The sequence below is a fragment of the Flavobacterium sp. J49 genome (genome assembly GCF_011742145.1).
GTDB lineage: Bacteria > Bacteroidota > Bacteroidia > Flavobacteriales > Flavobacteriaceae > Flavobacterium.
The window spans coordinates 634,135-658,249 of sequence record NZ_JAAQQU010000105.1 but is presented as its reverse complement, the minus strand read 5'-3'; the positions used below and the strand labels follow the sequence as shown (position 1 = coordinate 658,249).

At 38.1% G+C, this 24,115-nt stretch carries 15 protein-coding genes; 5 read left to right on the top strand and 10 right to left on the bottom strand.

The features are described 5' to 3' along the window. The first annotated feature begins 60 nt into the window (after nucleotides 1–60). Both HA632_RS13765 and HA632_RS13760 read left to right on the top strand, forming a co-directional pair. Complete coding sequence (locus HA632_RS13765) at nucleotides 61–1,566, top strand: aldehyde dehydrogenase family protein (protein WP_176307768.1); 1,506 nt, start codon at nucleotides 61–63, stop codon at nucleotides 1,564–1,566. 85 nt (nucleotides 1,567–1,651) lie between these two features. Then, nucleotides 1,652–2,029, top strand: a complete 378-nt coding sequence (locus tag HA632_RS13760; RefSeq protein ID WP_176307767.1) for a DUF779 domain-containing protein — start codon at nucleotides 1,652–1,654, stop codon at nucleotides 2,027–2,029. Here the strand turns inward: HA632_RS13760 and HA632_RS13755 are convergent. The 6 genes from HA632_RS13755 to recG form a co-directional block, all read right to left on the bottom strand. Then, nucleotides 2,026–2,952, bottom strand: coding sequence for an AraC family transcriptional regulator N-terminal domain-containing protein (locus tag HA632_RS13755; RefSeq protein WP_176307766.1), 927 nt, complete (start codon nucleotides 2,950–2,952; stop codon nucleotides 2,026–2,028). The genes HA632_RS13760 and HA632_RS13755 overlap by 4 nt on opposite strands. An 84-nt stretch (nucleotides 2,953–3,036) precedes the next feature. Continuing rightward, nucleotides 3,037–3,900, bottom strand: coding sequence for a bestrophin family protein (locus HA632_RS13750; protein ID WP_176307765.1), 864 nt, complete (start codon nucleotides 3,898–3,900; stop codon nucleotides 3,037–3,039). A gap of 32 nt (nucleotides 3,901–3,932) precedes the next feature. Then, nucleotides 3,933–5,240: a TolC family protein gene (locus HA632_RS13745; protein WP_176307764.1), complete on the bottom strand. Its 1,308-nt coding sequence runs from the start codon at nucleotides 5,238–5,240 to the stop codon at nucleotides 3,933–3,935. Nucleotides 5,241–5,245: 5 nt separating this feature from the next. Further along, nucleotides 5,246–8,332, bottom strand: a complete 3,087-nt coding sequence (locus HA632_RS13740) for an efflux RND transporter permease subunit (protein WP_176307763.1) — start codon at nucleotides 8,330–8,332, stop codon at nucleotides 5,246–5,248. Between the two features lie 2 nt (nucleotides 8,333–8,334). Then, the gene (locus HA632_RS13735; RefSeq protein ID WP_176307762.1) at nucleotides 8,335–9,393 is read right to left on the bottom strand and encodes an efflux RND transporter periplasmic adaptor subunit; all 1,059 of its coding nucleotides are present in this window, start codon (nucleotides 9,391–9,393) and stop codon (nucleotides 8,335–8,337) included. Between the two features lie 112 nt (nucleotides 9,394–9,505). After that, a complete protein-coding gene (gene recG / locus HA632_RS13730; RefSeq protein WP_176307761.1) occupies nucleotides 9,506–11,614 on the bottom strand; it encodes an ATP-dependent DNA helicase RecG in 2,109 nt (702 codons plus the stop codon). Nucleotides 11,615–11,710: 96 nt separating this feature from the next. Here recG and HA632_RS13725 point away from each other — a divergent pair, with 96 nt between their 5' ends. From HA632_RS13725 to HA632_RS13715, 3 genes are all read left to right on the top strand, one after another. Further along, on the top strand, nucleotides 11,711–13,798 hold the full coding sequence (locus HA632_RS13725) for a M1 family metallopeptidase (RefSeq protein WP_176307760.1): 2,088 nt from the start codon (nucleotides 11,711–11,713) through the stop codon (nucleotides 13,796–13,798). Then, entirely contained in the window at nucleotides 13,798–14,703 is a 906-nt protein-coding gene (locus HA632_RS13720; protein ID WP_176307804.1) for a patatin family protein, read from the top strand. Before HA632_RS13725 ends, HA632_RS13720 begins: the two co-directional genes overlap by 1 nt. A 73-nt stretch (nucleotides 14,704–14,776) precedes the next feature. After that, a complete protein-coding gene (locus HA632_RS13715; RefSeq protein ID WP_176307759.1) occupies nucleotides 14,777–16,312 on the top strand; it encodes a YifB family Mg chelatase-like AAA ATPase in 1,536 nt (511 codons plus the stop codon). Here the strand turns inward: HA632_RS13715 and HA632_RS13710 are convergent. The 4 genes from HA632_RS13710 to HA632_RS13695 form a co-directional block, all read right to left on the bottom strand. Beyond that, a complete protein-coding gene (locus HA632_RS13710) occupies nucleotides 16,309–17,658 on the bottom strand; it encodes a hydroxymethylglutaryl-CoA synthase family protein (protein WP_176307758.1) in 1,350 nt (449 codons plus the stop codon). The two genes, HA632_RS13715 and HA632_RS13710, sit on opposite strands and share 4 nt — an antisense overlap. 160 nt (nucleotides 17,659–17,818) lie before the next feature. Then, entirely contained in the window at nucleotides 17,819–18,670 is an 852-nt protein-coding gene (locus HA632_RS13705) for a neutral zinc metallopeptidase (RefSeq protein ID WP_176307757.1), read from the bottom strand. Nucleotides 18,671–18,683: 13 nt separating this feature from the next. Then, on the bottom strand, nucleotides 18,684–22,643 hold the full coding sequence (locus HA632_RS13700) for a PAS domain S-box protein (RefSeq protein WP_176307756.1): 3,960 nt from the start codon (nucleotides 22,641–22,643) through the stop codon (nucleotides 18,684–18,686). 109 nt (nucleotides 22,644–22,752) lie between these two features. Then, nucleotides 22,753–24,084, bottom strand: coding sequence for an aldehyde dehydrogenase (locus HA632_RS13695; RefSeq protein WP_176307755.1), 1,332 nt, complete (start codon nucleotides 24,082–24,084; stop codon nucleotides 22,753–22,755). Nucleotides 24,085–24,115 lie beyond the last annotated feature (31 nt).

The following is a 24,115-nucleotide window of genomic DNA, read 5'->3' as shown; positions in this document are numbered from 1 at the left end:
ATTGTGCTATTCCGGGTTGGCGATTGAAATTACATTTGATTAAATCAAAAAAATATAATTATGAGTAATTTAATTCAAAGACCTACTTTCAAAGATAAGTATGACAATTACATAGGCGGAAAATTTGTAGCGCCGGCATCAGGACAGTATTTTGATGTAGTTTCTCCGGTAGATGGAAAAGTATTTACCAAAGCAGCACATTCCAACAAGGAAGATTTGACACTGGCAGTTGATACTGCTCACGAGGCGTTCAAAACCTGGAGTAAAGTTTCGGTGACTGACAGAAGCAATTTGTTGATTAAAATCGCGCAAGTGATGGAAGACAATTTAGAATATTTGGCTGCCGCCGAAACAATAGACAACGGAAAAGCCGTTCGTGAAACTTTAGCCGCCGATTTGCCTTTGGCGATTGACCATTTCCGCTATTTTGCCGGCGTTATCCGTGCCGAAGAAGGTTCGGTAAGTGAATTGGATGAGACCACCGTTTCTTTAATTGTTCACGAACCTATTGGTGTAATTGCCCAGATTATTCCGTGGAATTTTCCCTTATTAATGGCCGTTTGGAAATTGGCACCGGCTTTGGCCGCAGGAAACAGTGTGGTCTTAAAACCGGCAGAGAATACGCCGATTTCAATCATGATTTTGATGGAATTAATAGGCGATTTAATACCGGCAGGTGTACTTAACGTTGTCAATGGTTTTGGTTCTGAATTGGGAAGAGCTTTAGTGACCAATCCTAAAGTAGCCAAAGCAGCGTTCACCGGTTCAACCGCTACCGGAAGAATGGTGATGCAATACGCTACCGAAAATATTGTTCCGGTAACTTTAGAGTTAGGGGGAAAATCCCCTAATATTTTCTTCCCGTCAGTAATGGACGCGGATGATGAGTTTTTAGACAAGGCAATAGAAGGAGCTGTTTTATATTGCTTAAATCAAGGAGAAGTTTGTACTTGTCCGTCACGCTTATTAGTACACGAAGACATCTACGATCAATTTATACAAAGAGTCATCGAAAGAGTAGCTGCTGTAAAAACCGGGAATCCTTTAGACCCGACTGTAATGATGGGTGCACAAGCTTCAAAAGTGCAAAAGGATAAGATCATGTCGTACATCAATTTAGGAAAAGAAGAAGGTGCAGAGTTGTTAATTGGCGGAGACGAAAATAAATTAGGAGGTGACTTGGACAACGGTTACTACATTAAACCGACAGTTTTCAAAGGAACGAACAAAATGAGAATCTTCCAGGAGGAAATTTTCGGACCGGTATTGGCAGTGACGACTTTTAAAACCACCGAAGAAGCCATTGAAATTGCCAATGATACGCTTTACGGTTTAGGAGCCGGTGTTTGGACACGTGATGCGCACGAATTGTATCAAGTGCCGAGAGCTATTCATGCGGGAAGGGTTTGGGTAAACAGTTACCATGCTTATCCTGCCGGAGCTCCGTTTGGAGGATACAAACAATCAGGTATTGGTAGAGAGAACCACAAAATGATGTTGGCCCACTATCGCCAAACCAAAAACATGTTAATCTCTTACAACAAAAACAAATTAGGATTCTTTTAATATAAAGTACAACAATTGGTTAGACACCGCAGGTTGATTTCACAGCGTCGACTTGCGGTTTGTTCATTCATAAAAATAGTTAAGTATGAAACGATTAGCAGTAACCGAAGCCGCATTGACATTGATAGCAATGCTCAAAGAAAAGTTTGGAGATTTAATGTTCTACCAAGCCGGAGGTTGTTGCGAAGGCACACAGCCACAATGTTTTGAAAAAGGCGGTTTTTACATCAGAACGGGCGATGTTTGTATTGGTCAGGTAGACGGATTTGATTTTTGGCTCGACAAAGATTTATTCGAATATTGGAAAAACGCACATTTCACTTTAGATGTCATGGACGGAATAGGAGCCGGCGGATTTTCTTTGGAAACGCCTTACGGCAAAACGTTTATCATTAACTACCGATTGTTTACCGAAGCCGAATTGGAACAGCTTGAACCCGTAAAGTATAATACTTACGATTAGTGTGAACTGAAGTTCATCAATTGGTATTGTTTCGGGGTAACGCCTTCGTATTTTTTAAACAGTCGTATAAAGTAATTGCAATCCTCAAACCCGCTGGCATAAGACACTTCATTCACATGAATGTTCGGATTGCTCAGTAGTTTTTTGGCGTATTTTATCTTTTCGTTTAAGATGTATTCTATCGGACTCATGCCCAATTCTCTTTTGAAATAGCGGTAAAAGGAAGTTGTACTCATACAAGCTTTATCGCTCAAATCTTTTAAGTTGATATTCTCACGGATGTTGTTTTTGATAAAGGCTATCGAAGGCGAAATCGGGCTGCTACTGTCAATATATTTTTCATTCTCAAATCGTTTTGCCGTTTGTGTTTGGATGATTCGGATAATTAATTCCTGTAAAGTCAAATCGGCTATGGCGTCTTTGGTAATCGAATTGCCCATACATTCTTTGATCAGCTTGTTGATGGTGCCCGCCAATTCTACGTTGTTGTAGAAAAAGTAATTTTCGTGGTCTAATTTCCAAAGGTTGTTTTTGCCTTCTTTAGGGTATTTTTCATTTAAGAAATCCAAAGTATCGGTGATGATTTTATGATCAATGGCCAGTGCAATGCATTGGGTTGGATTTTCTTTGGAAGCTTCCGGAAAGTCAATTTTCATTTCCACATTCGAAGGAACAATAACAGTTTCTCCTGGTAAGTACTCAAATTGCGGTTCGTCAAAAAGATGCATGATTTTTTTCCCGCGAAGCATACTGGTTACCACCAAATCATTAAACTTCAACGGCACCAATTCCGATTTTTGATAGGTTTCAAAAATGTTCAATTCGCAATGGTCTAAGGAAAAAATAGTACGGTTTTCCACCAAAGTCTTTAACGACTTTTCGTGAGTCAATGCAGGTTTGTTGAGTAAAATTTTGGATGCCATAAAAATACAATCGAACTACTAAGATAATATTTAAAACAACAACATTTTAAAATCAGGATTGATTTTGTTGCTAATTAAGTATACTTACAACAGTTCCTCCACGTGCCTTTTAATATTTGAAGCAATTTTACCGGTCGGTAAATCATTGGCATCAGCACCAAAAGGATCTTCAATTTCTTCGGCTATTAATTCTAAAGAGGCCAAAACATAAAAGATAAATACCACAACCGGAATCACATAATAGCCCAAACTGAAGACATATCCAAACGGTAAAGTCATCACATAAAAGAAAATAAATTTCTTGATAAAGGCACTATAAGAATAGGGAATAGGCGTGTTTTTAATCCGCTCGCAAGCACCACAAACATCGGTAAAAGATTGTAACTCGGAGTTCAAAATGATTAACTGTTCACCGGAGATTTTCCCGGATTGGTGTAAGTCATTAATTTTTTGAAACAAAATTTGGGCTACTTGGTTGGGCTTGTGTTTTTGGTGGTTGATTTTTAACTCGACATCTTCAAACAAAATTTGCCCCACTTCCTCATTGCTCAAATGTTTAGACAAAATAGAAGCATAAGTCGGAATCAAAAAACGAAGGTATTTTTTATCGTGTTCGTCTTTTAATATAGCCGAAAGTTTGATGGCCAAATTACGACTGTTGTTCACCAACGAACCCCAAAGTTTTCGACCTTCCCACCAACGATCATAAGCGGTATTGGTTCGGTAAGCCAACAATAAGGAAATTACAAATCCCAGCATTCCATGCATGATGGAAATGTTTTTGACATGACTGTCTTGGGACAATTTCCAGTATTCCACTTCTAAATAACAAATGCCGGCAGAATACAGTGCGATAAATATCATCATCGGAAACAATTGTCGAAAAGTGTCTGATTTGTGAAAGCGAAAAATAAAAGTGATCCAGTCTTTAGGGTCGTATTTTACCATGTTTAAATTGCTGATTTGAGTTCAAAAATACATTAAAAACTCAAATTTCCGGCCAATTCTTTTAAGGTGATTTCATAAATTTTGGTCAAATACATCGCATTGCTGTAACGCACTCTCGCATCAAGAAAATTTTGCTGTGCGGTTCTGAACTCAATTGGCGTTATAGTTCCGATTTTGAATTTGGCCAAAGTAATATCCAAATTTTGTTTGGCAATTTCCAAGTTTTTGGCTTCTACTTTTGATAGTTCCAAATTGGTTATATAACTCGTAAATGCTGAATTCAATTGACTTTCCAAACTTCTTTTTTGTTGTTCCAATGTTATGTTGGCGTTTTCCAACTGTACTTTGGCAATTTTTTCATTGCGATTTTGCAGGTTGCCGTTAAAAATAGGAACCGAAGCATTTATGCCATAAACCAATCCGCGACCCGAAGATTGCGTCACAAATCCCAAAGAAGCTTCCGAACGCGTAAAATTGTAACCTGAAGTGATGCGAACTGTAGGATAACGACCGGCTTTGACTTGTTTTAATTGTTGTTCCGCGCTGTTCTTGGTTAATAATTGCGCTTGCAATTGTGGATTCTGACTGTCAGCAGATGATTTTAAATCGTCATATTTTAATTGCTCGTCCACCGAGATTTCGTTGGTTACAGTAAAATCGGTTTGGACATCACGAGCTAAAATTTCGTTCAAACGAATTTTTGTGGTCTTGATTAATTCTTGTTGTTTGAGTTGCAAACTCTTGTCTGAATTCAAGTCGACTTGGGCATTCAATACTTCCAATTTGGAAGCTTTTCCAATGCTGAATCGGTTTTGCGCCGTATTGACTCTTTCTTGTGAAATGACAATCGCAGTGTCAATTGCAGCCAATTGTTGCTGTTGTTGGACTAAGTCGAAATAGTTTAAATAAACATCGCTTATTCTGGTTAGGATGGCCAATTTTAATTCGGCTTCGCCTTGCTTTTGCAAGATGTTGAGTTGCTCTTTTCGGGCAAACATTCTCATACCGTCAAAAACCGTCCAATCTAAACCAACGCCATAGGTGAGGTTCATATTTCTAGCGCCATCCAAAGTTCTTTCCGAACCGTCAGCTTGGGTTTGTGTGGTATTTAGAATGCTGTTGTTGTTGACCACTGTAGCATTAATGGTAGGCAACATACCGGCATTTCCGATGGTGTTGTTGAGCTCGTCAACGGTCAATTCATTTTTAGCTAATTTGATGTCGTAATTGTTTTCCAAAGCAATTTTAACCGCATCTTCCAGTTTTAATAACGCTTGTGATTGTATTTTTGGTACAAAAACCAACAGTAAAAAGAGGCTATATAATGATTTCAATTTCATAAGACTTATTTTTCTAAAGCTTCCAAGTTGTCAAATTCAGGGCGGTGTTTCTTTGCTTTCGACCACATTAAATAGAAAGCAGGAATCACAAATAAAGTCAGAATTAAGGAGAAAACGGTTCCGCCTACAATCACAACTCCCATTCCTATTCTACTCGTTGAAGCGGCACCAAGTGACAATGCAATAGGCAACGCACCCAAAGCAATCGCTAAACTCGTCATCAAAATAGGACGCAATCTTGCTTCAGAAGCTTGTATAATGGCATCATATTTCGATAAACCTTGCTCTCGCAACTGATTCGCAAATTCGACTATAAGGATGCCGTTCTTCGTGACGAGACCAATCAACATCACCGTTCCGATTTGGCTAAAAATATTCCACGTTTGGCCAAACAACCAAAGCGAGAATAAAGCACCGGCCACTGCCATTGGTACGGTTAAGATGATAATAAACGGATCGATAAAACTTTCAAATTGCGCTGCCAAAATCAGATAAATTAACAGTAAAGCCAATCCGAAAGCAAACAAAGTGTTGGAGCTGCTTTCCACAAAATCGCGAGATTCTCCGCCTAAGTCGGTGGTGAAACTGTCATTCAAGACTTTTTCCTTGATTTGATCCATGGCTTCGATACCGTCTACCATACTTTTCCCGGGTGCTAAACCTGCAGAAACAGTCGCCGACATATAGCGGTTGTTGTGGAATAATTGCGGTGGATTGCTTTGCTCTTCTACTTTGACAACATTGTCTAATTGAATTAGTTCGCCTGCCTTGTTTTTGACAAACATAGAAGTCAAATCTAGTGGTTCGTCTCGGTCTTTTTCATCAAACTGTCCAATGACTTGGTACTGTTTTCCGTTGCGCATGAAGTAGCCAAAACGTTGTCCACTCAGCGATAATTGCAGTGTTTGCGCCACATCTAAAACAGAAATCCCTAAACTTTCCGCCTTTTCTCTGTCGATGGTCACATTGATTTCGGGTTTGTTGAATTTTAGGTTGACATCTACATTGGAGAAAGTCTCATTTTTACTGGCTTCTTCCATAAACTGCGGAATTTTTTCGCGCAATTGTTCAAAATTTGGTGCTTGAATAATATACTGAATAGGCAATCCACCACGACGGTTAACCGAAATAGTAGGTTGCTCAGAAACCGTTACTTTGGCCTGTGAATATTTTTTAGTCCATTTGGTAAAATTCTCCGCAATTTCTTTTTGAGAACGTTCGCGGTCTTCCGGATCTGTTAACGCCAATCGAACTCTTCCCGCATTGACAGAAGAGGATAAAAATCCGGGCGAAGTAATGACTAAGGCTATTTTTTTCCCCGGAATACTATCATTGATTAAATCAGACATGTCTTGCATAAAACGGTCGGTGTAATCATAGGTAGAACCTTCCGGTGTAGTTACGCCGACAACTACTAAATTCCGGTCATCATAAGGAGCGGTTTCTTTGGGTAAAATAGAGAAAAATAACCCAATCAATCCCAAACAGATAATTACAATGGGAAAACTCAACCATTTTTTTTGCATAAAATTTTCCAAAGCCGAAGCATATCCTTTGTTTAAACCTTCAAAATAAGGTTCTGTAAAAGTGTAAAACTTGGTTTTCTTTTGTTCGCCGCCTTTCATTAGATAAGCGTTTAACATTGGCGTAAGCGTTAAAGAAACAAAAGCGGAAATGAGCACCGCAGCACCAATGACGACACCAAACTCTCGGAACAATCGACCTACAAAACCTTCTAAAAAGATAATGGGTAAAAACACCGCTGCTAACGTGATTGAAATTGAAATTACGGCAAAGAAAATCTCGTTAGAACCTTTAATTGCAGCTTCTATCGGAGACATGCCTTCTTCCACTTTTTTGAAGATGTTTTCCGTAACTACAATTCCGTCATCCACTACCAATCCTGTCGCTAAAACGATGGCCAACAAGGTCAACACATTTATCGAAAAGCCACACAAATACATGATGAAAAAGGTAGCAATCAAGGAAACGGGAATATCAATTAATGGTCGGAAGGCAATGGACCAATCTCGGAAAAATAAAAAGATAATCAAGACCACTAAAATAATAGAAATCAAGAGTGTTTCCGCCACTTCTACTACTGATTTTTTGATGAAAAGGGTATTGTCTAAAGCGACATTAATTTGGATGTCTTTGGGTAAATCTTTTTTAAATAGGTCAAATTGTTTGTAGAATTCTTCGGCAATATCTAAGTAATTGGTTCCGGGTTGCGGAATAATTGCAAGCGCTACCATCGGTTGGTCATTGGCTTTTAACTGCGTTTCAAGATTTTCCGGACCTAATTCGGCTCGACCGATATCACTCAAACGCACAATTTTATCGGCATTGGCAATGATAATGATGTTGTTGAATTCGGTTTCGTTGGATAAATTCCCCATGGTTTTTACCATCAACTCGGTATTGGCACCGGTTAATTTTCCTGACGGTAATTCGACATTTTGTTTTTCCAAAGCAGCTCTGACTTCCGAGACCGTAATACCGTAAGAACTCAGTTTTACTGGATCAATCCAAATGCGCATGGAGTATCTTTTTTGACCCCAAATTTGAACGCTACTTACGCCCGGAATCGTTTGCAAACGCTCGGCAATGACATTTTCGGCATAGTCACTCAATTCCAAAACATTTTTGGTATCACTTTGAACCGTCATGGAAATTATCGCATCTGAATCGGCATCCGCTTTTGACACCACCGGTGGTGCATCAATATCTTGCGGCAAACTTCTGATGGCTTGCGACACTTTATCGCGTACATCATTGGCCGCTTCTTCTAAGTTTTTTTCAAGCTTGAATTCGATAGTGATATTGCTCGAACCTTGGTTACTGGAGGAAGTAATATTTCGAATCCCATCTATAGAATTGATGGCTTTTTCTAAAGGTTCAGTGATTTGTGACTCAATAATATCAGCATTGGCACCGGTATAATTGGTACGTACCGAAATTTGTGCCGGATCAATCGAAGGAAATTCTCTAACGCCCAAATAGCTATAGCCAATAATCCCAAAAAGAATAATGGTCAGATTGACAACAATCGTAAAAACCGGTCGTTTGATGCTTAAAGTGGATAAACTCATAATTATTTAAGTTTTACTTTAATTTCGGCTTCATCTTTTAAAGACATTACCCCGGAAGTCAGTACGGTATCACCGATTTTCAGCCCTGAAGTAACAATAACATCTTTATCGGTTCGGGTTAAAGTTTCTATTTTTACTTCTTTAGCCTTCCCATTGTTAGCTATAAATACTTTTTTACCGTCTTGGATTGGTATGATTGCTTCGGTTGGAATGATGATGGCGTCTTTGATGTTTTTTAAAGGCAGTTCAATATTGGCAAAAGTACCCGGAAGTAATTTTCCGTTTGAATTATCTGTCAAGGCTCTGATTTGTAATGTTCTGGTAGTGGCTTCAATCGCAGGTTCCAAGGCGTAAATTTTGGCGGTGAATTGGTCGGCCACATTCGGTACCGTAAAAGTGATTGGGCTGTTTTTATTGATTTCGGTAGCGTATTTTTCAGGAATGGAAAAGGTAATTTTTAAAGGATTGGTGCTGACTAATTTCGCAATCAAAGTGGTTGGTGTAACATAAGTTCCCGGAGAAATGCTTCGCAAGCCGATTTTTCCCGAGAATGGTGCTCTGACAGTAGTTTTGCCAATTTGTGCTTGTATCAATTGAGTTTGCGCTTTGGCAGTTCTAAAATCTGCGCTGGCTATGTCATATTCTTCTTGGCTGATGGCTTCTTTTTGCAAAAGCAATTTAGCTCTTCTTTCGTTTTCTGAGGCCAAACTTTCTCTGGTTTTGGCTTGTGCCAATTGCGCTCTGAGTTCTATGTCATTTACTTTGAACAAGACTTGTCCTTTACTGACATCACTGCCTTCTGTAAAAGAAATCGTCTCAACAATTCCGGAAACTTCGCTTCTAATTTCAATTTGTTCATTGGCTTCAATCGAACCCGAAAGCGAAATGGTATTCGAAAATTCTTGAGGTACAACGACAATTGCACTAACACCAATAGGTGGTTTTTTGCCGTTTTTGTCGTTTCCTTTTTCGTTTTCGGCTTTGTTTTTGGTGATTCGGTAGGCAATCATTCCTCCAAGAGCAATGACTAAAATGGCGATGACAATATTCTTTATTTTCATTGAAATTCCTGAGTCTAAATTAGATGTTGGTTGTTACTGCAAAGCTAATTCTTACCAATGAAATCGGCGGTACAGTTAGTTTTTATTTAACACTTGTAGGTACAAATATCTATCAACTGATGTAATTCCAGATATTTTTCTTTTTGGTGAGTTCAATGAAAACTGCCCGAAGGGTTTGGTGTTCGGGTAAAGTCATTGAAGCATCTTTTTTGAGGAGTTTCATCGCTTCGTGTCGTGCCAAAAGTAAAATGTCTTTGTCTTTGACCAAATCGGCGATTTGCAAATTCAAAACACCACTTTGTTGTTTGCCCATGATATCACCGGGTCCGCGGAGTTTTAAATCGACTTCCGCTATTTCGAATCCGTCATTGGTTTTGCACATGGTTTCCAAACGAATTTTACTATCGTTCGATAATTTGAAGGAAGTCATTAAAATGCAGTAGCTCTGTTCGGCACCGCGACCTACACGACCGCGCAATTGGTGCAATTGCGATAACCCGAAACGTTCGGCACTTTCAATAATCATTACACTGGCGTTGGGAATATTGACCCCAACTTCAATCACCGTAGTTGCCACCATAATATTGGTTTTGCCTTCGGCGAAGCGTTTCATTTCGGCCTCTTTTTCAGCGGGTTTCATTTTGCCGTGAACGATGGAAATACTGTATTGCGGCAAAGGAAAATCGCGGGAAATGCTTTCGTAACCGTCCATTAAATCTTTGTAATCCATAGTTTCGCTTTCCTTGATTAAAGGATAAACGATGTAGATTTGGCGACCTTTAGCGATTTCATCTTTGATAAATTTCCAAACTTTCAAGCGGTTGCTGTCATAACGATGAACGGTTTGAATGGGTTTTCTTCCCGGTGGCAATTCGTCGATGACAGAAATGTCTAAATCGCCATACAAACTCATCGCCAACGTACGTGGAATTGGCGTGGCGGTCATCACCAGAATATGTGGCGGAATATCATTTTTTTGCCAAAGTTTGGAACGTTGTTCCACGCCAAAACGATGTTGTTCATCAATAATGGCCAAACCTAAATTATGGAACTTAACTTTGTCTTCCAGCAAAGCGTGGGTTCCGATTAAGATGTGCAAACTGCCATTTTCTAAGGCTTCGTGAATGATTTTCCGTTCAGCAGTTTTGGTCGAACCGGTTAGTATTTTAATATTAATATTTAAGTCTTTCGCCAATTCGGTTAAGCCATTGTAATGTTGGGTGGCTAGAATTTCCGTCGGCGCCATCAAGCAACTTTGGAATCCATTATCCAACGCAATCAGCATCGCCATCAAAGCGACAATGGTTTTCCCCGAACCCACATCGCCTTGTAACAAACGGTTCATTTGCGCATTGGTACCCATATCGTTTCGGATTTCTTTGAGTACTTTTTTCTGCGCGTTGGTGAGTTCAAACGGCAAATGATTTTGGTAGAAATTATTGAAATTTTCACCAACAACCGTAAACGGATGGCCTTTGATTTTGTGTTTTCGAACCAGATTTTTGGTTATCAATTGCAATTGGATAAAAAACAACTCTTCAAACTTCAATCGGAATTGGGCTTTGGCCAAAAGTTCGGGGCTTTTCGGAAAATGAATGTTGAATAACGCGGCATTTTTCGGAATCAATTTTAATTCCTCAACCAAATAGTGTGGTAAGGTTTCTGTAAACTTAGCCTGGGTTTCCAAAAAAACCTGTTGCATCATTTTATTAATTACCCGATTGGAAATCCCGCGATTGGTTAATGTTTCCGTCGATGGATAAACGGGTTGCATGGCCGAACGCAAACTTTGTTCGTGTTCGTTGAGCAATTCCATTTCCGGATGTGCCATGCTGTATTGACCATTGAAGTTGGTCACTTTTCCAAAAATCACATATGGCGTATTGAGTTTTAAAGTATCTCGAATCCACTTGTGGCCTTGGAACCAGTTGAGTTCTAATTGTCCGGTTTCGTCTACGAAAACAGCGACTAATCTTTTTTTGGCTTTGCCGAACTCGACGGTTTTGATGTTGATGATTTTACCGATAATCTGAACTTCGGCCGGATTGTTATTCAGTTCGTTGATTTTGTAATAACGGGTTCGGTCGATATACCGATTCGGGTAAAAATTGAGTAAATCTTCATATCGGTGAATGCCAACTTCCTTGCGCAACAACTCGCCACGCTGCGGGCCAACGCCTTTGAGGTATTCGATAGGAGTTTGCAAAAGATTGTTTGACATCGACAGAAATTGTTAAAGCGAAGATAGTTTTTTAATTTAAAATTGGCGTAAGCATAAAGTGTAATTCTGTATATTCGTATTACTAATTTATTCCAAATGCGCCTCCTTTTTTTTCTTTTATTTACCGTTTTCACTTTCGCCCAGCAAACGGCTAAAGTGGATTTTATTAAATGCAATTCGATTGTTGCGCCTGATTTTAATTTGAAAAAAGTAGTTGGTTCAGCGGTTTATCATTTTAAGGTTTTAAAACCAATAGATACGATTCGCATTGACGCAAAAAACATGAATTTTTCTCAGGTGAAAATCAATAATCAACCGGTTAAATTTAAAAATAATTCCAAAGAATTATTACTTTTTGAAGGTTTTACTAAAGGGATGAATTGGGTAAGTTTTAGTTATGAAGCTATTCCAAAGCAAACGATTTATTTTGTCGGACAAGGAGATAATCGTCAAATTTGGACACAAGGACAAGGAAAATATACAAGTCATTGGATGCCGAGTTTTGATGATGTCAATGAGAAAGTAGTTTTTAATCTTAAAATCATCAGTCCGAAGGATTTTGTAGCCTTGTCAAACGGTGTCTTAAAAAAGACCATACCTGTTGATAACAGTTTTAAAGCCTGGTTTTACGAAATGCAAAAACCCATGAGTTCGTATTTACTTGCCATGGTCATAGGCGATTTTAGGAACAAAGTTATTGCTTCTAAATCGGGGATTCCGTTACAGTTTTTTATTCAGCCGAACGACACGGCGAAGTTTGAATCGACTTACAGACATTCGAAGCAAATATTCGATTATTTGGAAAAAGAAATCGGTTTTAAATATCCTTGGCAAATTTACAAGCAAATTCCCGTAGAAGATTTTTTATATGCCGGAATGGAGAATACGAGTTGTACCATTTTTGCACAAGATTTTGTTATAGATGATATTGGTTTTAACGACCGGAATTATGTGAATGTCAACGCACATGAGTTGGCGCACCAATGGTTTGGCGACTTGGTTACGGCAAAATCAGGGAAGCATCATTGGTTGCAAGAAGGATTTGCTACTTATTACGCTTTGTTGGCGGAGCGTGAAGTTTTCGGCGAAGATTATTTTTACCATCAATTGTATCGAACGTCGTTACAGTTGAAAAATGCTGCCAAAACCGATACGATTCCGGTGATGCATGAAAAAGCGAGTACGTTGTCGTTTTACCAAAAAGGCGCTTGGGCATTGCATACCATTCGCGAAGCTATTGGTCCAAAGTTGTTCCAAAAAGCGGTTAAAACCTATTTGAAAAAGTACCAATATAAAAATGTGGAGACCGATGATTTTTTAGCCGAAATCAAAAAAGTAGCGCCCACCTTTGATACCGAAAAATTTAAGAAAACCTGGTTGGAAGATTATCGTTTTCAAACCGAAGAAGCCAATGCTTTGCTAAAGAAAAATACTTTCATACAAACCCTTTTTGAGACACAACTATTGCGTAAAAAGTCCTTAACGGAAAACAGACAGAAGTTCATGACGTTATTGCAATCAAACATCTTTTATCCGGTCAAGACAGAGATTTTATACCAATTGAAAGAAGTCTCTTTTCAGGACAAAAAGGAATTTCTTGTCTTGGCGATGCAAACCAATGACATCAAAGTGAGACAAGCGGTAGCCGAGTTTACAGAGGAAATTCCGCTTGAGTTCAAAGCATTATACGAAACCTTATTAGACGATGCCTCTTATGACACTAGAGAAATAGCGTTTATGAATTTATGGAAAAATTTCCCTGAAAGCAGAATCGGTTATTTGTCGAAAGCCCAAGATTGGATAGGTAATAATGACTTGGGTTTACGGACAACGGTTTTATTATTGGCACAGATGACAGCTGATTTAGACGAAAAAGAAAAGGAAAAATATTTTAAGGAATTGGTTGATTACTCTTCTCCTAAATACGAAAGCACAACAAGGCAAAGTGCTTTAAGTGTTGTTTTTCAAGTTAAACAAGCAATAGAGAGAGAAGAGACTAATGAAGCTTTAAAGAATTTGGTTAATGCGACCACGCATCACAAATGGCAATTCACCAAATTTGCCCGAGATTATATTCGTAAGCTTTTGACTGTTGACAGCTACAGAAAGACCTTTGAATCTTTGTTGCCCACTTTACCCGAAAGTGAAAAAATCCAGTTGGAAAAACTGTTAAGTGAAAAATGATGAGAGCATTAGTAATTTCGGGTGGTGGAAGTAAAGGAGCATTTGCCGGTGGTGTAGCGCAGTATTTGATGCAGGAAAACGGTTGTGAATACGATATACTGATCGGCAGTTCAACCGGAAGTTTGCTCATTCCGCATTTGGCTTTGGGCAAAGTGGATAAGATTTACAACATCTATTCTAATGTCAATATGCGCAGTATTTTCGATATCAGTCCGTTTGTAGTCAAAAATAAAAATACACCCAATGAAACGGTTACCATCAATCACTGGAATGTGTTGAAGCAGTTTTTAAAAGGCAGACGTACTTTTGGTGAAAGCCACAAACTTTTGGAATACATCAAAGAGAATTTTACTCCGGATGAGTTTGCTTTGCTCAAATCAACCGCTTGTGAAGTGGTGGTTACGGTCACGAATCTTTCCAAAAATGAAGTCGAATACAAATCGATTAAAGATTATGATTATGAAGAGTTTTGCGAATGGATTTGGATTTCCTGCAACTACATTCCGTTCATGAGTTTGGTGACCAAAAACGGCTGCGAATATGGCGATGGCGGCTTTTCGAGTTTGGTGCCGATAAGAGAAGCGATTAATCGCGGTGCGACCGAAGTAGATGTGGTTATTTTGGAAACAGAAGTTCAAACCAGAACCAAAAAAATCGGTAGAAATCCGTTTTCATTGATGATTGATTTGTTTCAAACTTTGTTGACACAAGTCGAAAAGCACGACATTACCATTGGAAAATTAGCGGCTAAAAATAAAGACGCCAAACTCAACTTATATTACACGCCAACACAACTCACCGACAATGCTTTGATCTTTAACAAAGACAAAATGAAAGATTGGTGGCACAGAGGTTATCAATACGCTAAAAACAAGAGTGAGTTGATGAGTGATAATGTGCAGTAATTCAATAAATATATTCTTTCAAAATTAATTATTTGTAACTATTTTACTATTTTTATTTTTTAAAAAGTAAGATATGTTGGTAAAAGTATTTGGTAGTGCCGTTTTTGGAGTTGAAGCTACGACCATAACAGTTGAGGTTAATATTGACAAAGGTATTGGATATCATTTGGTGGGTTTGCCCGATAATGCCATTAAGGAAAGTAGTTATCGCATAGCTGCAGCGCTTAAAAACAATGGCTACGAATTTCCGGGAAAGAAGATTACCGTCAATTTGGCTCCGGCCGATTTGCGCAAAGAAGGTTCTGCTTACGACTTAACTTTAGCCATTGGGATTTTAGCTGCTTCGGGTCAAATTAAATCCGATGAGGTTGATCAATATCTAATTATGGGAGAATTGTCTTTAGACGGAAGTCTACAACCCATAAAAGGAGCCTTGTCCATTGCCATCAAAGCCAAAGAAGAAGGGTTTAAGGGTTTCTTTTTGCCGATTCAAAACGTTAAAGAAGCCGCTATCGTAGACGGATTAGAAGTGTATGGTGTTGAAAATGTGTTACAAGTGATAGACTTTTTTGAAGGAAGAGGAACGATTGAGCCAACAGTAATCAATACACGCGATGAATTTTATAAAACCTTAGATTTTCCGGAGTTTGATTTTGCCGATGTCAAAGGACAAGAAAGCATCAAACGCTGTATGGAAATCGCTGCTGCCGGTGGACACAATATTATTTTAATTGGTCCGCCTGGTTCAGGGAAAACGATGTTGGCCAAAAGATTGCCGAGCATTTTACCACCAATGACTTTAAAAGAAGCTTTAGAAACGACTAAAATTCACAGCGTCGCCGGTAAAATCAAAGACGCCGGATTGATGAATCAACGACCATTTCGGAGTCCGCATCACACAGCAAGTTCGGTTTCATTAGTCGGCGGAGGAAGTTATCCGCAACCGGGTGAAATATCTTTGGCGCACAACGGAGTCTTGTTTTTAGACGAATTGCCTGAATTCAAGCGAGAAGTTTTGGAAGTCATGCGACAGCCTTTAGAGGATAGGGAAGTTACTATTTCTCGGGCCAAATTTACGATTACCTATCCGTCGTCATTTATGCTAGTGGCGAGTATGAATCCGAGTCCGGGTGGTTATTTCAACGATCCCGATGCGCCGGTCAGTTCGTCACCTGCCGAAATGCAGCGGTATTTGAGTAAGATATCCGGACCGTTGTTGGATAGAATTGATATTCATATAGAAGTCACGCCGGTGCCTTTTGAAAAACTCACGGAAACGCGTCCGGCAGAGAGCAGTGTTTTGATTCGGGAACGCGTGACCAAAGCCAGAGAAATTCAGTCACAGCGTTTTGATGCCTTAGACAACATTCATTATAATGCACAAATGAGCACTAAACAAATACGGACTTATTGTGCTTTAGATGAAACCTCATTACAACTATTAAAAACAGCAATGGAAAGATTGAATCTTTCGGCCAGAGCTTATGACAGAATTCTAAAAGTTTCGAGAACCATAGCCGATTTGGAACAAGCTGAAACCGTTAATTCTAATCACATTGCAGAAGCGATTCAGTACAGAAGTTTGGATCGAGAGGGTTGGCTGGGTTAATTGAATTTGTAATAGCGAGCGCCAACCAGTACCGGATTTTCTTTTTCAATTGAACTCAAATAAAACTCATTTTTTGGTGTGATAACCGATTGCTTTAATTCTTTTTTATGAAGTTTTTCATAAGTCGAAAAATCAATCGCAGTGGCTTGTTCCAAAGTTTCGAAGAGCTGTATTTTTTTGATTACTGATTGCCATTCTGGAGAAACTTGCGCTTCAAAAACTTTTGATTTGGAACCACTACCGTAAGCAATAAACCCGAATTTTTTATTCTTCAAATCAGATTTTTGTTCAAAATGATAACTTAACGTTGACAACAATCCCAAGAAAATTGAACCGGTGTAAATATTTCCAATTTGTCCTGAAGCGATTTCGGAAGGCAATATCTTTTCGTTTACTAAACTCAGATATTCCGGGCTTTTGGCTAAGGCTTTGAGTTTGTCTTTGGGCGTTTCCCCAATTTGAGCTTCTAATAACTGCGCATTTTCTTGGGCAAAAATTTCAATGAAAGTTCTCCTGCCTTGAAAACAGTAAGGAAGATGCATTAATATAGCCGTCCAATTTTCATAGACTTTGCCGTTTTGATTGCTTTCGGACTTGAAGTGTTTATAGGCTTCCGAAATTCGGTTGATGTAGCATTGGTTTGAATATTGCCCGTCAAAAACGGGTTGCTCTTTGTAGATAGCAATTTCACTTTCCAAAACGCCCTGCCATTCCGGATTGTCGTTTAACTCTAAAGCTTCTTTACCAACTGTTCGTCGGGGTTTAAAAAAATCAAATACTCCTTGGGTTGAAACGCCCACTTCATTTGAAAAACTTAAAATCCTTGGTGTAGAAGTGATTAACATAGCGATAGCGCCGGCGCCTTGGGTGTATTCTCCGGTTGAGTTTAAATCGTATTTGGCATTGTCAGAAGCAATAACTACCGCTTTTTTAGTTGGGTTTAATCGGATATAATCGAGGCAGTTTTGCAACGCATCAATCGCACCGATACAAGCAAAAGTCAAATCGACTACATCACAGTTTCGGAAACTGCCTTCGCCTAAAACATTTTCCAAATTTGACAAAACATAAGAAGCCACGGGTTTCGAACTATCGATGCCGCTTTCGGTTCCTACATATATTCGGTTGATTTCTGTCGGGTTTAAATTTTCCTGACGAATTAGTTTCAAAGCTGCATTCGAAGCCATCGTTACCACATCTTGGTGGACGTCAAGAAAACTCATTTTGTGCAATCCCAAACCTTTAATTAGTTTGTCTGCTTCAATGTTTCGGTTTTCGGCTAAAGTGGTTATGGGAAGGTATAGTTGCGGAATGTCAAATGCGATACTGTCGATGCCTACTTTCATTTCTTTTTCGTTTTTTGCTTAGCAAAATTAAAAAAGACAACTTCAAAATAACTTGAAATTGTCTTTAAAATTGAGGTGTTAAACACGATTTATGATTAATGCAAAAAAGAATACTTTTAATTTTCGAATTGTGATTTTTGCTAAAATTTACTGATTTTTTTTAATCCATTATTGTCGAGAAGGTATCGCCTTGTTTAATATCACCTGAGTTGTATCCTTTTTTAAACCAATACATTCTTTGTTCAGAAGTTCCGTGTGTGAAAGTATCCGGAGTAACATGACCTTGCATTTTGCGTTGAATGGCATCGTCACCAACAGCATGAGCGGCACTTAATGCTTCTTCTATGTCGCCTTCTTCCAATAGGTTTTTGTTGTAATGAGCCCAAACACCGGCATAAAAATCGGCTTGTAATTCTAAGCCGACAGATAGCTTATTGGCTTCGGTTTCGCTTTTCCCTTGTTGCAATTGACGCACTTTCCCCGAAGTTCCCAAAATGGTTTGCAAGTGATGTCCCATTTCATGAGCAATCACATAAGCAATCGCAAAATCACCGCCTTGGGCTCCAAATCGGGTTTTTAATTCTTCAAAAAATCGCAAATCCATGTAGATTTTTTTGTCACTCGGGCAATAAAATGGACCTGAGGCAGAGGTAGCACTACCACAAGCAGTATTAACGCCGTCATAAAACAGTACCATACCCGGTTCTTCAAAATCCATGTTGTTTTCTTGGAAAACTTTGGCCCAAGTTTCATTGTTGTAAACAAAACAAGATTCTGCAAAATCGCCTAATTCTTTTTCTTCAGCAGACAATTCTCGGGTTTGAGTCGGCTCTGTTTCCGTGCCTTGTGTTTGTTGTATGATATTGCCAATCGTTTGTCCGGTTTCACCACCAAACATATTAAGTAACAAAACTACAATTCCAATAAGTCCGCCTCCAATTAGGGCTTTCCCACCGCCGGACATGCCTCTTCGGTCTTCAAAATTACCGCTGTCTTTTCTTTCCCATTTCATAATTCCGTTGATTTTAGTTTAATTTCATCAAATCTCGAATAATTTTCTCCAATAATTCTTTGTCTATTGGCTTTGGAATGTAGTCGTTCATTCCGTTTTCGATACACTTTTCTTTTTCACCAACAACTGTGCCTGCTGTCAAGGCTATAATCGGAATACTGGCTGTATTGGGTAATTTTCTGATGGCTTGCGTCGATTCGTAACCATTCATTACCGGCATTTGGATGTCCATTAGAATCAAATCAGGCAAAAGGGTTTGTACTTTTTCAAAGGCTTCTTTTCCGTTTTCAAGCTGGATAATTTGGGCATTAGGTAAAATTTGTTTGACTAAGGTTTTGGCCAAAAGCATGTTGATTTTGTTGTCTTCCACGATAAAAACAACTTTATCCGCGGTACTGATAACATTAGTCAATTGCCCCGATTTATCAAACTTATCCATCGATTTGTTGTTTTCTGTAGACAAATTAGAATAGGTAACATCCAAAACAAAACTAAACACACTGCCTTTGTTAGGTTCGCTAATCAATTCCAGTTTGCTGTTCATCAAACTCAAAAGCTGGTTGGATATAGAAAGTCCCAAGCCGGTTCCGCCAAATCTTTTGGAGGTGGAATTGTCTTCTTGTGAGAAGGCTTCAAATATTTTTAGTTGGTTGCTTTTTTTGATGCCGATGCCGGTGTCTTTAACGGCAAATTGCAACTGTATACTATCGTCATCGATTTTTTCGTACACTGCTACGGATAATTCAATACTGCCTTTTTCGGTAAATTTAACCGCATTACTCAGCAGGTTGATTAAAACTTGTTTCAGGCGGATGTAATCAACCCAAATGTATTTTGGTACTTCTTTTTGTACCATTAAACTAAGCTTTAGGTTTTTGAGATTGGCTTCATATTGAATTAAATCTACCACTTGATTCAATAGTTCCTCAATGTTGATTTTTTCAATGTTGAGTTCTAATTTGCCCGATTCAATTTTGGAAAAATCGAGGATGTTGTTGATTACTTCCATCAATGAATTGGCCGATTGGTTGATAGTATCCATGTATTTTTTTTGGATATTTTCCAAATTGGTATTCATCAAAAGTTCGGTAAAACCTATAATGCCGTTTAAAGGCGTTCGGATTTCGTGACTCATATTGGCCAAGAACTCCGACTTAGCTCTGTTGGCGGCTTCCGCATAATTTTTGGCTTTGATGGCTTCTTCCGCTTCCATACGAGAAGTGATATCGATAAAAATTCCAACGATGTATACAATTTGATGGTCTTTTAAGATAGGTTCACCAAATTCTTCTACCCAAATATATTGTCCTAACTTGTTAATTATTCGATAGATTAAATGGATTTTTTGTTTGTTTTTAAACAAGTCGTCGGCTTTTTCCCTTACGATGGCTATGTCATCAGGATGAACCAAATCGATGTAGAAAATTTTGTTTTGCAGAAATTCTTCTTTGGGATAACCGGTTAGTTTTTCGATTTGATCGTTAAGGTAAATTTTAGACCATTTTTCATCATACCGCGAAAGGTGTACTGTTCCCGGAATATTATTGGCCAAAAGCCTGAACTTTTCTTCACTTTCTTTGATGATGGCTTCATTGATATTTCTTTCGAAAGCAGAAGAGATGTTATTGGCTAAAGATTGTAGTATGGTAATTTCATCAATAGACCATTCTCTTTCAAGGGTTGAATCGTCAAAAACCAAGAAACCATGCAAATCATTTTTGACAAATATCGGCAAAAACAAAACCGATTTAATCTCAAAGGTTTCCAAGAAACTTCTCGTAGTTTCGTCTTTAATTTTACGAACTACAGCCGCGTAATAATAATTTTCTACCATGTGCTTCATCACGAATGAAAGCATTTCCGGAGTTATATTTTGTAGTGCTTCTTGGGGTTGGGCAAATCCTTTTTCTGCAGCAAGCCATCGGTGTTTTTGATAATAAATAATGTTTTTTTCACTTTTGGCAAAGAAAGAAATTCGATCTACTTTTAATACTGTGCCAATTTCATTTACAATTCCTTTGAGAATGTCGTCAGTATTTTTGTTGAGTAGGAATTTGTCAATATTCTTACTGATTACGGTCAAAATTTCACTCTTGTACGATAACTTTTTATCGGATTCCAATAGTAATTGAGCCTCAATGGCAATCGCTATCAAATCGGCTATAGAGCGAGCAAAATTGATGTCTTCGTTGTCCCACTCAAAAGGAGTTTCGGTTTTTTCAAAACACAATATTCCAATGATTTTGCCATTGATAAAAATCGGAGTGTCAAGCAATGACATAATATCATTTTTGGGAATGTAATCATAACACAACTCTTGCGTGATACTATTGTTGTAAACATTCGAGGCCACTATTTGCATACCGGTTTCTATATTCTTAAAGTAGTTGGGGTAACTTTCTTTGCCTAAGAAAAAATTCTTTTCAAACCGGTCACTTTTTAAGTAGTAGGTGTTTTCACATTTCAGGCCTTCAGGAATGTATGACCAATAGCCAACCCTGTCGATGTTACAATTAGTACCTGCTACTTTGAGAATGTTTTTGAGGATACCGCTAAAAGTATCTTTATTGGAATAACTTTGAGAAGTTAAAGTCTTTAGTGTTTCATTGTGAATTCTAACTTTTTTGCTTCGGTTGTAATGTTCGATTTCAAGATTTTTTACCAAGGTAATATCTCTGGCAATAGCCGAATAGCCAATGACTTCGCCAAAATCATTTTTCTTTAAAGTCACTTTTTGAGAAACCCAAATGGTTTCGCCGTCTTTTTTTAGCAACGGAAAAACCAAATCGTTGTATTCGGGTGTTTCTTTGGGAATTTCTTTATAAAAATCGGTCACATAATCTAAATAATCCGCTCGGACAAAATTGGAAAAATGTTTGCCTAGAATATCTTCTCTTTCATAGTGAAGCGTTTTTACGGCGAATTGGTTTACATAGGTGACCACTGCTTTTAAATCGATTTCATAAATCAAATCGGCAGCCGATTCAATCAAGCTGCGGTATTGGTCTTTGATTTTTACTTGTTCAGTTACATCTTGGCCAATTCCAATAGTGATATCATCAGAATATTTTTTGTCTTTCCATTGAATGTATTTGTAATCACCGTTTTTGCATTTCAATTTTCTGATGTAGGATCGATCATCTACAAAAGTGTTATGATAAGCTTCTCCGATAAATTCAGGGTCTTCAGTAAGAATCCAAAATCCCATTCCCAACACTTCTTCCACTTTATAACCTAAAATGGCTTCTATCGATTCGCTGCAAAATGACACTTCGCCTTTGGTATTGGTGGTTATGATTAACGAATTTCCGTTGTTGACAATGATGTCTGAAAAGAGGAATTTATTTTTGGTTTCCAATAGAGCCAAATGCCTTGAAATATGGATGGCCACTGTAGAAAGAAAGGTACAAACCAATAAAATTGTTAACTTGCTCTCAATTAACTCTGTTTGGTAACTAAAGATAAAAAAAACAAAAATCGACAGTACAAAAATCCAATAATGAAGAATGTTTTTTAGAACAAAATAGGAAAGAAAAAAAGCCACAATAAAACTGGCATAGGAGATTACTTCATAGGAATTAAAAAATAAATTGTATCCAATAAAACAAAAATAACCGATATAGATTAAAGGAAAAATGAGCGTGATTTTTTTATAAAAATAATCATAGCGACTGCATAAGAAATAAAGCAGTAGCATCAGCGCTCCGACGGTAAAATTTACCCCAACATGCTGTGTAGCCCTTAATTCGAAAACATCTACTATGGTTTCAATTAAGGGAATAGTGATACCAAAAAACAGCAAATAAATCCGGAACTGTTCTTCTTTGGGTTCATATTCGGAGTATTTATTGCTTAGATTTAATTTCTTCTGTAAAGTTTTATGAATAGCGATATAAAACAACAATGAAATAATCAATAATAAACAGATTATTACGTAGCTATTGATATTGGCAAATGAAAAAAGATAATTCAATGTATTGTAGAGATTTAACCAATTAAACGATTTTGATTTATAATATTACCACTTTCGCATTACAATATACATAAAAAATAATTTACTCATCACTATTTGAAAGCCATAATCAAGAAAACCAATTTAATAATTTTTTGATAGAATTTAATTTGCCCTGATAAGGTGCATATCTCGTTGGGATATCTAGCCAATTGGCTTTTTTAACCACCGCTTTTTGGTGTGAAAAAAGGTCAAAACTTCGTTTGCCGTGATAGGCACCAATACCGCTGTGTCCGACGCCGCCAAAGGGCAAACGCTTGTTGGCAAAATGAATTAGCGTATCATTGACACATCCTCCGCCGAAAGCATATTTTGTTATTATTTTTTTGGCAAAACCATTATTTTCAGTAAATATGTATAGCGACAGTGGTTTTTCATAACAGGAGATAATTCTTTCCAAATCGGCTTCCGTTTCATAACACAAGATTGGTAAAACTGGACCAAAAATTTCTTCCTTCATCACCAAACTATCCATGGAAGGTTCATCCAATAAAGTAGGCGAGAGGTAAAAATCTTCAGCAGTTGATTGTCCGCCCAAAAGAATGGTTTGGTTTTCTAAAAGAGCCAATTGTCGTTTCCAATTTTTTTCATTGATGATGCGAGGATAATCCGGTGAAATCTGAGCGTTTTCTCCATAAGCCACAATGATTTCTTCTTTTAGTAAATCGATGAGCCTCGGTTTGATGTTTTGGTGAACCAACAAATAATCGGGTGCAATACAGGTTTGTCCTGCATTGAGGAATTTACCCCAAACGATTCGCTTGGCAGCCAATTTCAGATTGGCCGTTTCATCAATAATACAAGGGTTTTTTCCGCCCAATTCCAAAGTAACCGGCGTTAAGTTTTCCGCAGCAGCTTTGGCCACAATTTTACCCACATTTACGCTACCGGTGAAGAAAATATAATCCCAGCGTTGTGCCAATAATGTCTGAGCGATTTCTGTTCCGCCTTCAACACATTTTACATGATTTTCCTCAAAGGTTTTATGGATGATTTTAGCGATGACTTTTGAAGTATTTGGTGTCAGTTCAGAAGGTTTGACCACCACTTGATTTCCGGCGGCAACCGCTGCAATCAAAGGAGAAAAAACCAATTGGTAAGGATAATTCCAAGGGGCGATGATCAAAACCTTTCCAAAAGGTTCTTGGTAGAGATAATCAGTAGAGGGGAAATTCAAAAGAGAAGGCAAAACCCATTTAGGTTTTGCCCACTTATTGATGTTTTTAATCGTTTGTTTTAATTCGGTAACGATATACTCAGTCTCCGTAAATACTGCCTCAAAAGCCGGTTTTTTGAAATCATCATACAATGCCTTGATGATTTCGGCTTCATGTTCTTGAACAGTTACCAGTAATTTCAGTAACGATTGTTTTCTGTAATTGAGGTCCGTTTTAAAAATCATGATGGGTTTAATTAGCTAGGCTAATATAGGA

Bases quoted from the DNA above. Each gene is read 5' to 3' on its own strand.
- HA632_RS13765 (WP_176307768.1), top strand. From the start codon at position 61: ATGAGTAATTTAATTCAAAGACCTACTTTCAAAGATAAGTATGACAAT.
- HA632_RS13760 (WP_176307767.1), top strand. From the start codon at position 1,652: ATGAAACGATTAGCAGTAACCGAAGCCGCATTGACATTGATAGCAATG.
- HA632_RS13755 (WP_176307766.1), bottom strand. From the start codon at position 2,952: ATGGCATCCAAAATTTTACTCAACAAACCTGCATTGACTCACGAAAAG.
- HA632_RS13750 (WP_176307765.1), bottom strand. From the start codon at position 3,900: ATGGTAAAATACGACCCTAAAGACTGGATCACTTTTATTTTTCGCTTT.
- HA632_RS13745 (WP_176307764.1), bottom strand. From the start codon at position 5,240: ATGAAATTGAAATCATTATATAGCCTCTTTTTACTGTTGGTTTTTGTA.
- HA632_RS13740 (WP_176307763.1), bottom strand. From the start codon at position 8,332: ATGAGTTTATCCACTTTAAGCATCAAACGACCGGTTTTTACGATTGTT.
- HA632_RS13735 (WP_176307762.1), bottom strand. From the start codon at position 9,393: ATGAAAATAAAGAATATTGTCATCGCCATTTTAGTCATTGCTCTTGGA.
- recG (WP_176307761.1), bottom strand. From the start codon at position 11,614: ATGTCAAACAATCTTTTGCAAACTCCTATCGAATACCTCAAAGGCGTT.
- HA632_RS13725 (WP_176307760.1), top strand. From the start codon at position 11,711: ATGCGCCTCCTTTTTTTTCTTTTATTTACCGTTTTCACTTTCGCCCAG.
- HA632_RS13720 (WP_176307804.1), top strand. From the start codon at position 13,798: ATGAGAGCATTAGTAATTTCGGGTGGTGGAAGTAAAGGAGCATTTGCC.
- HA632_RS13715 (WP_176307759.1), top strand. From the start codon at position 14,777: ATGTTGGTAAAAGTATTTGGTAGTGCCGTTTTTGGAGTTGAAGCTACG.
- HA632_RS13710 (WP_176307758.1), bottom strand. From the start codon at position 17,658: ATGAAAGTAGGCATCGACAGTATCGCATTTGACATTCCGCAACTATAC.
- HA632_RS13705 (WP_176307757.1), bottom strand. From the start codon at position 18,670: ATGAAATGGGAAAGAAAAGACAGCGGTAATTTTGAAGACCGAAGAGGC.
- HA632_RS13695 (WP_176307755.1), bottom strand. From the start codon at position 24,084: ATGATTTTTAAAACGGACCTCAATTACAGAAAACAATCGTTACTGAAA.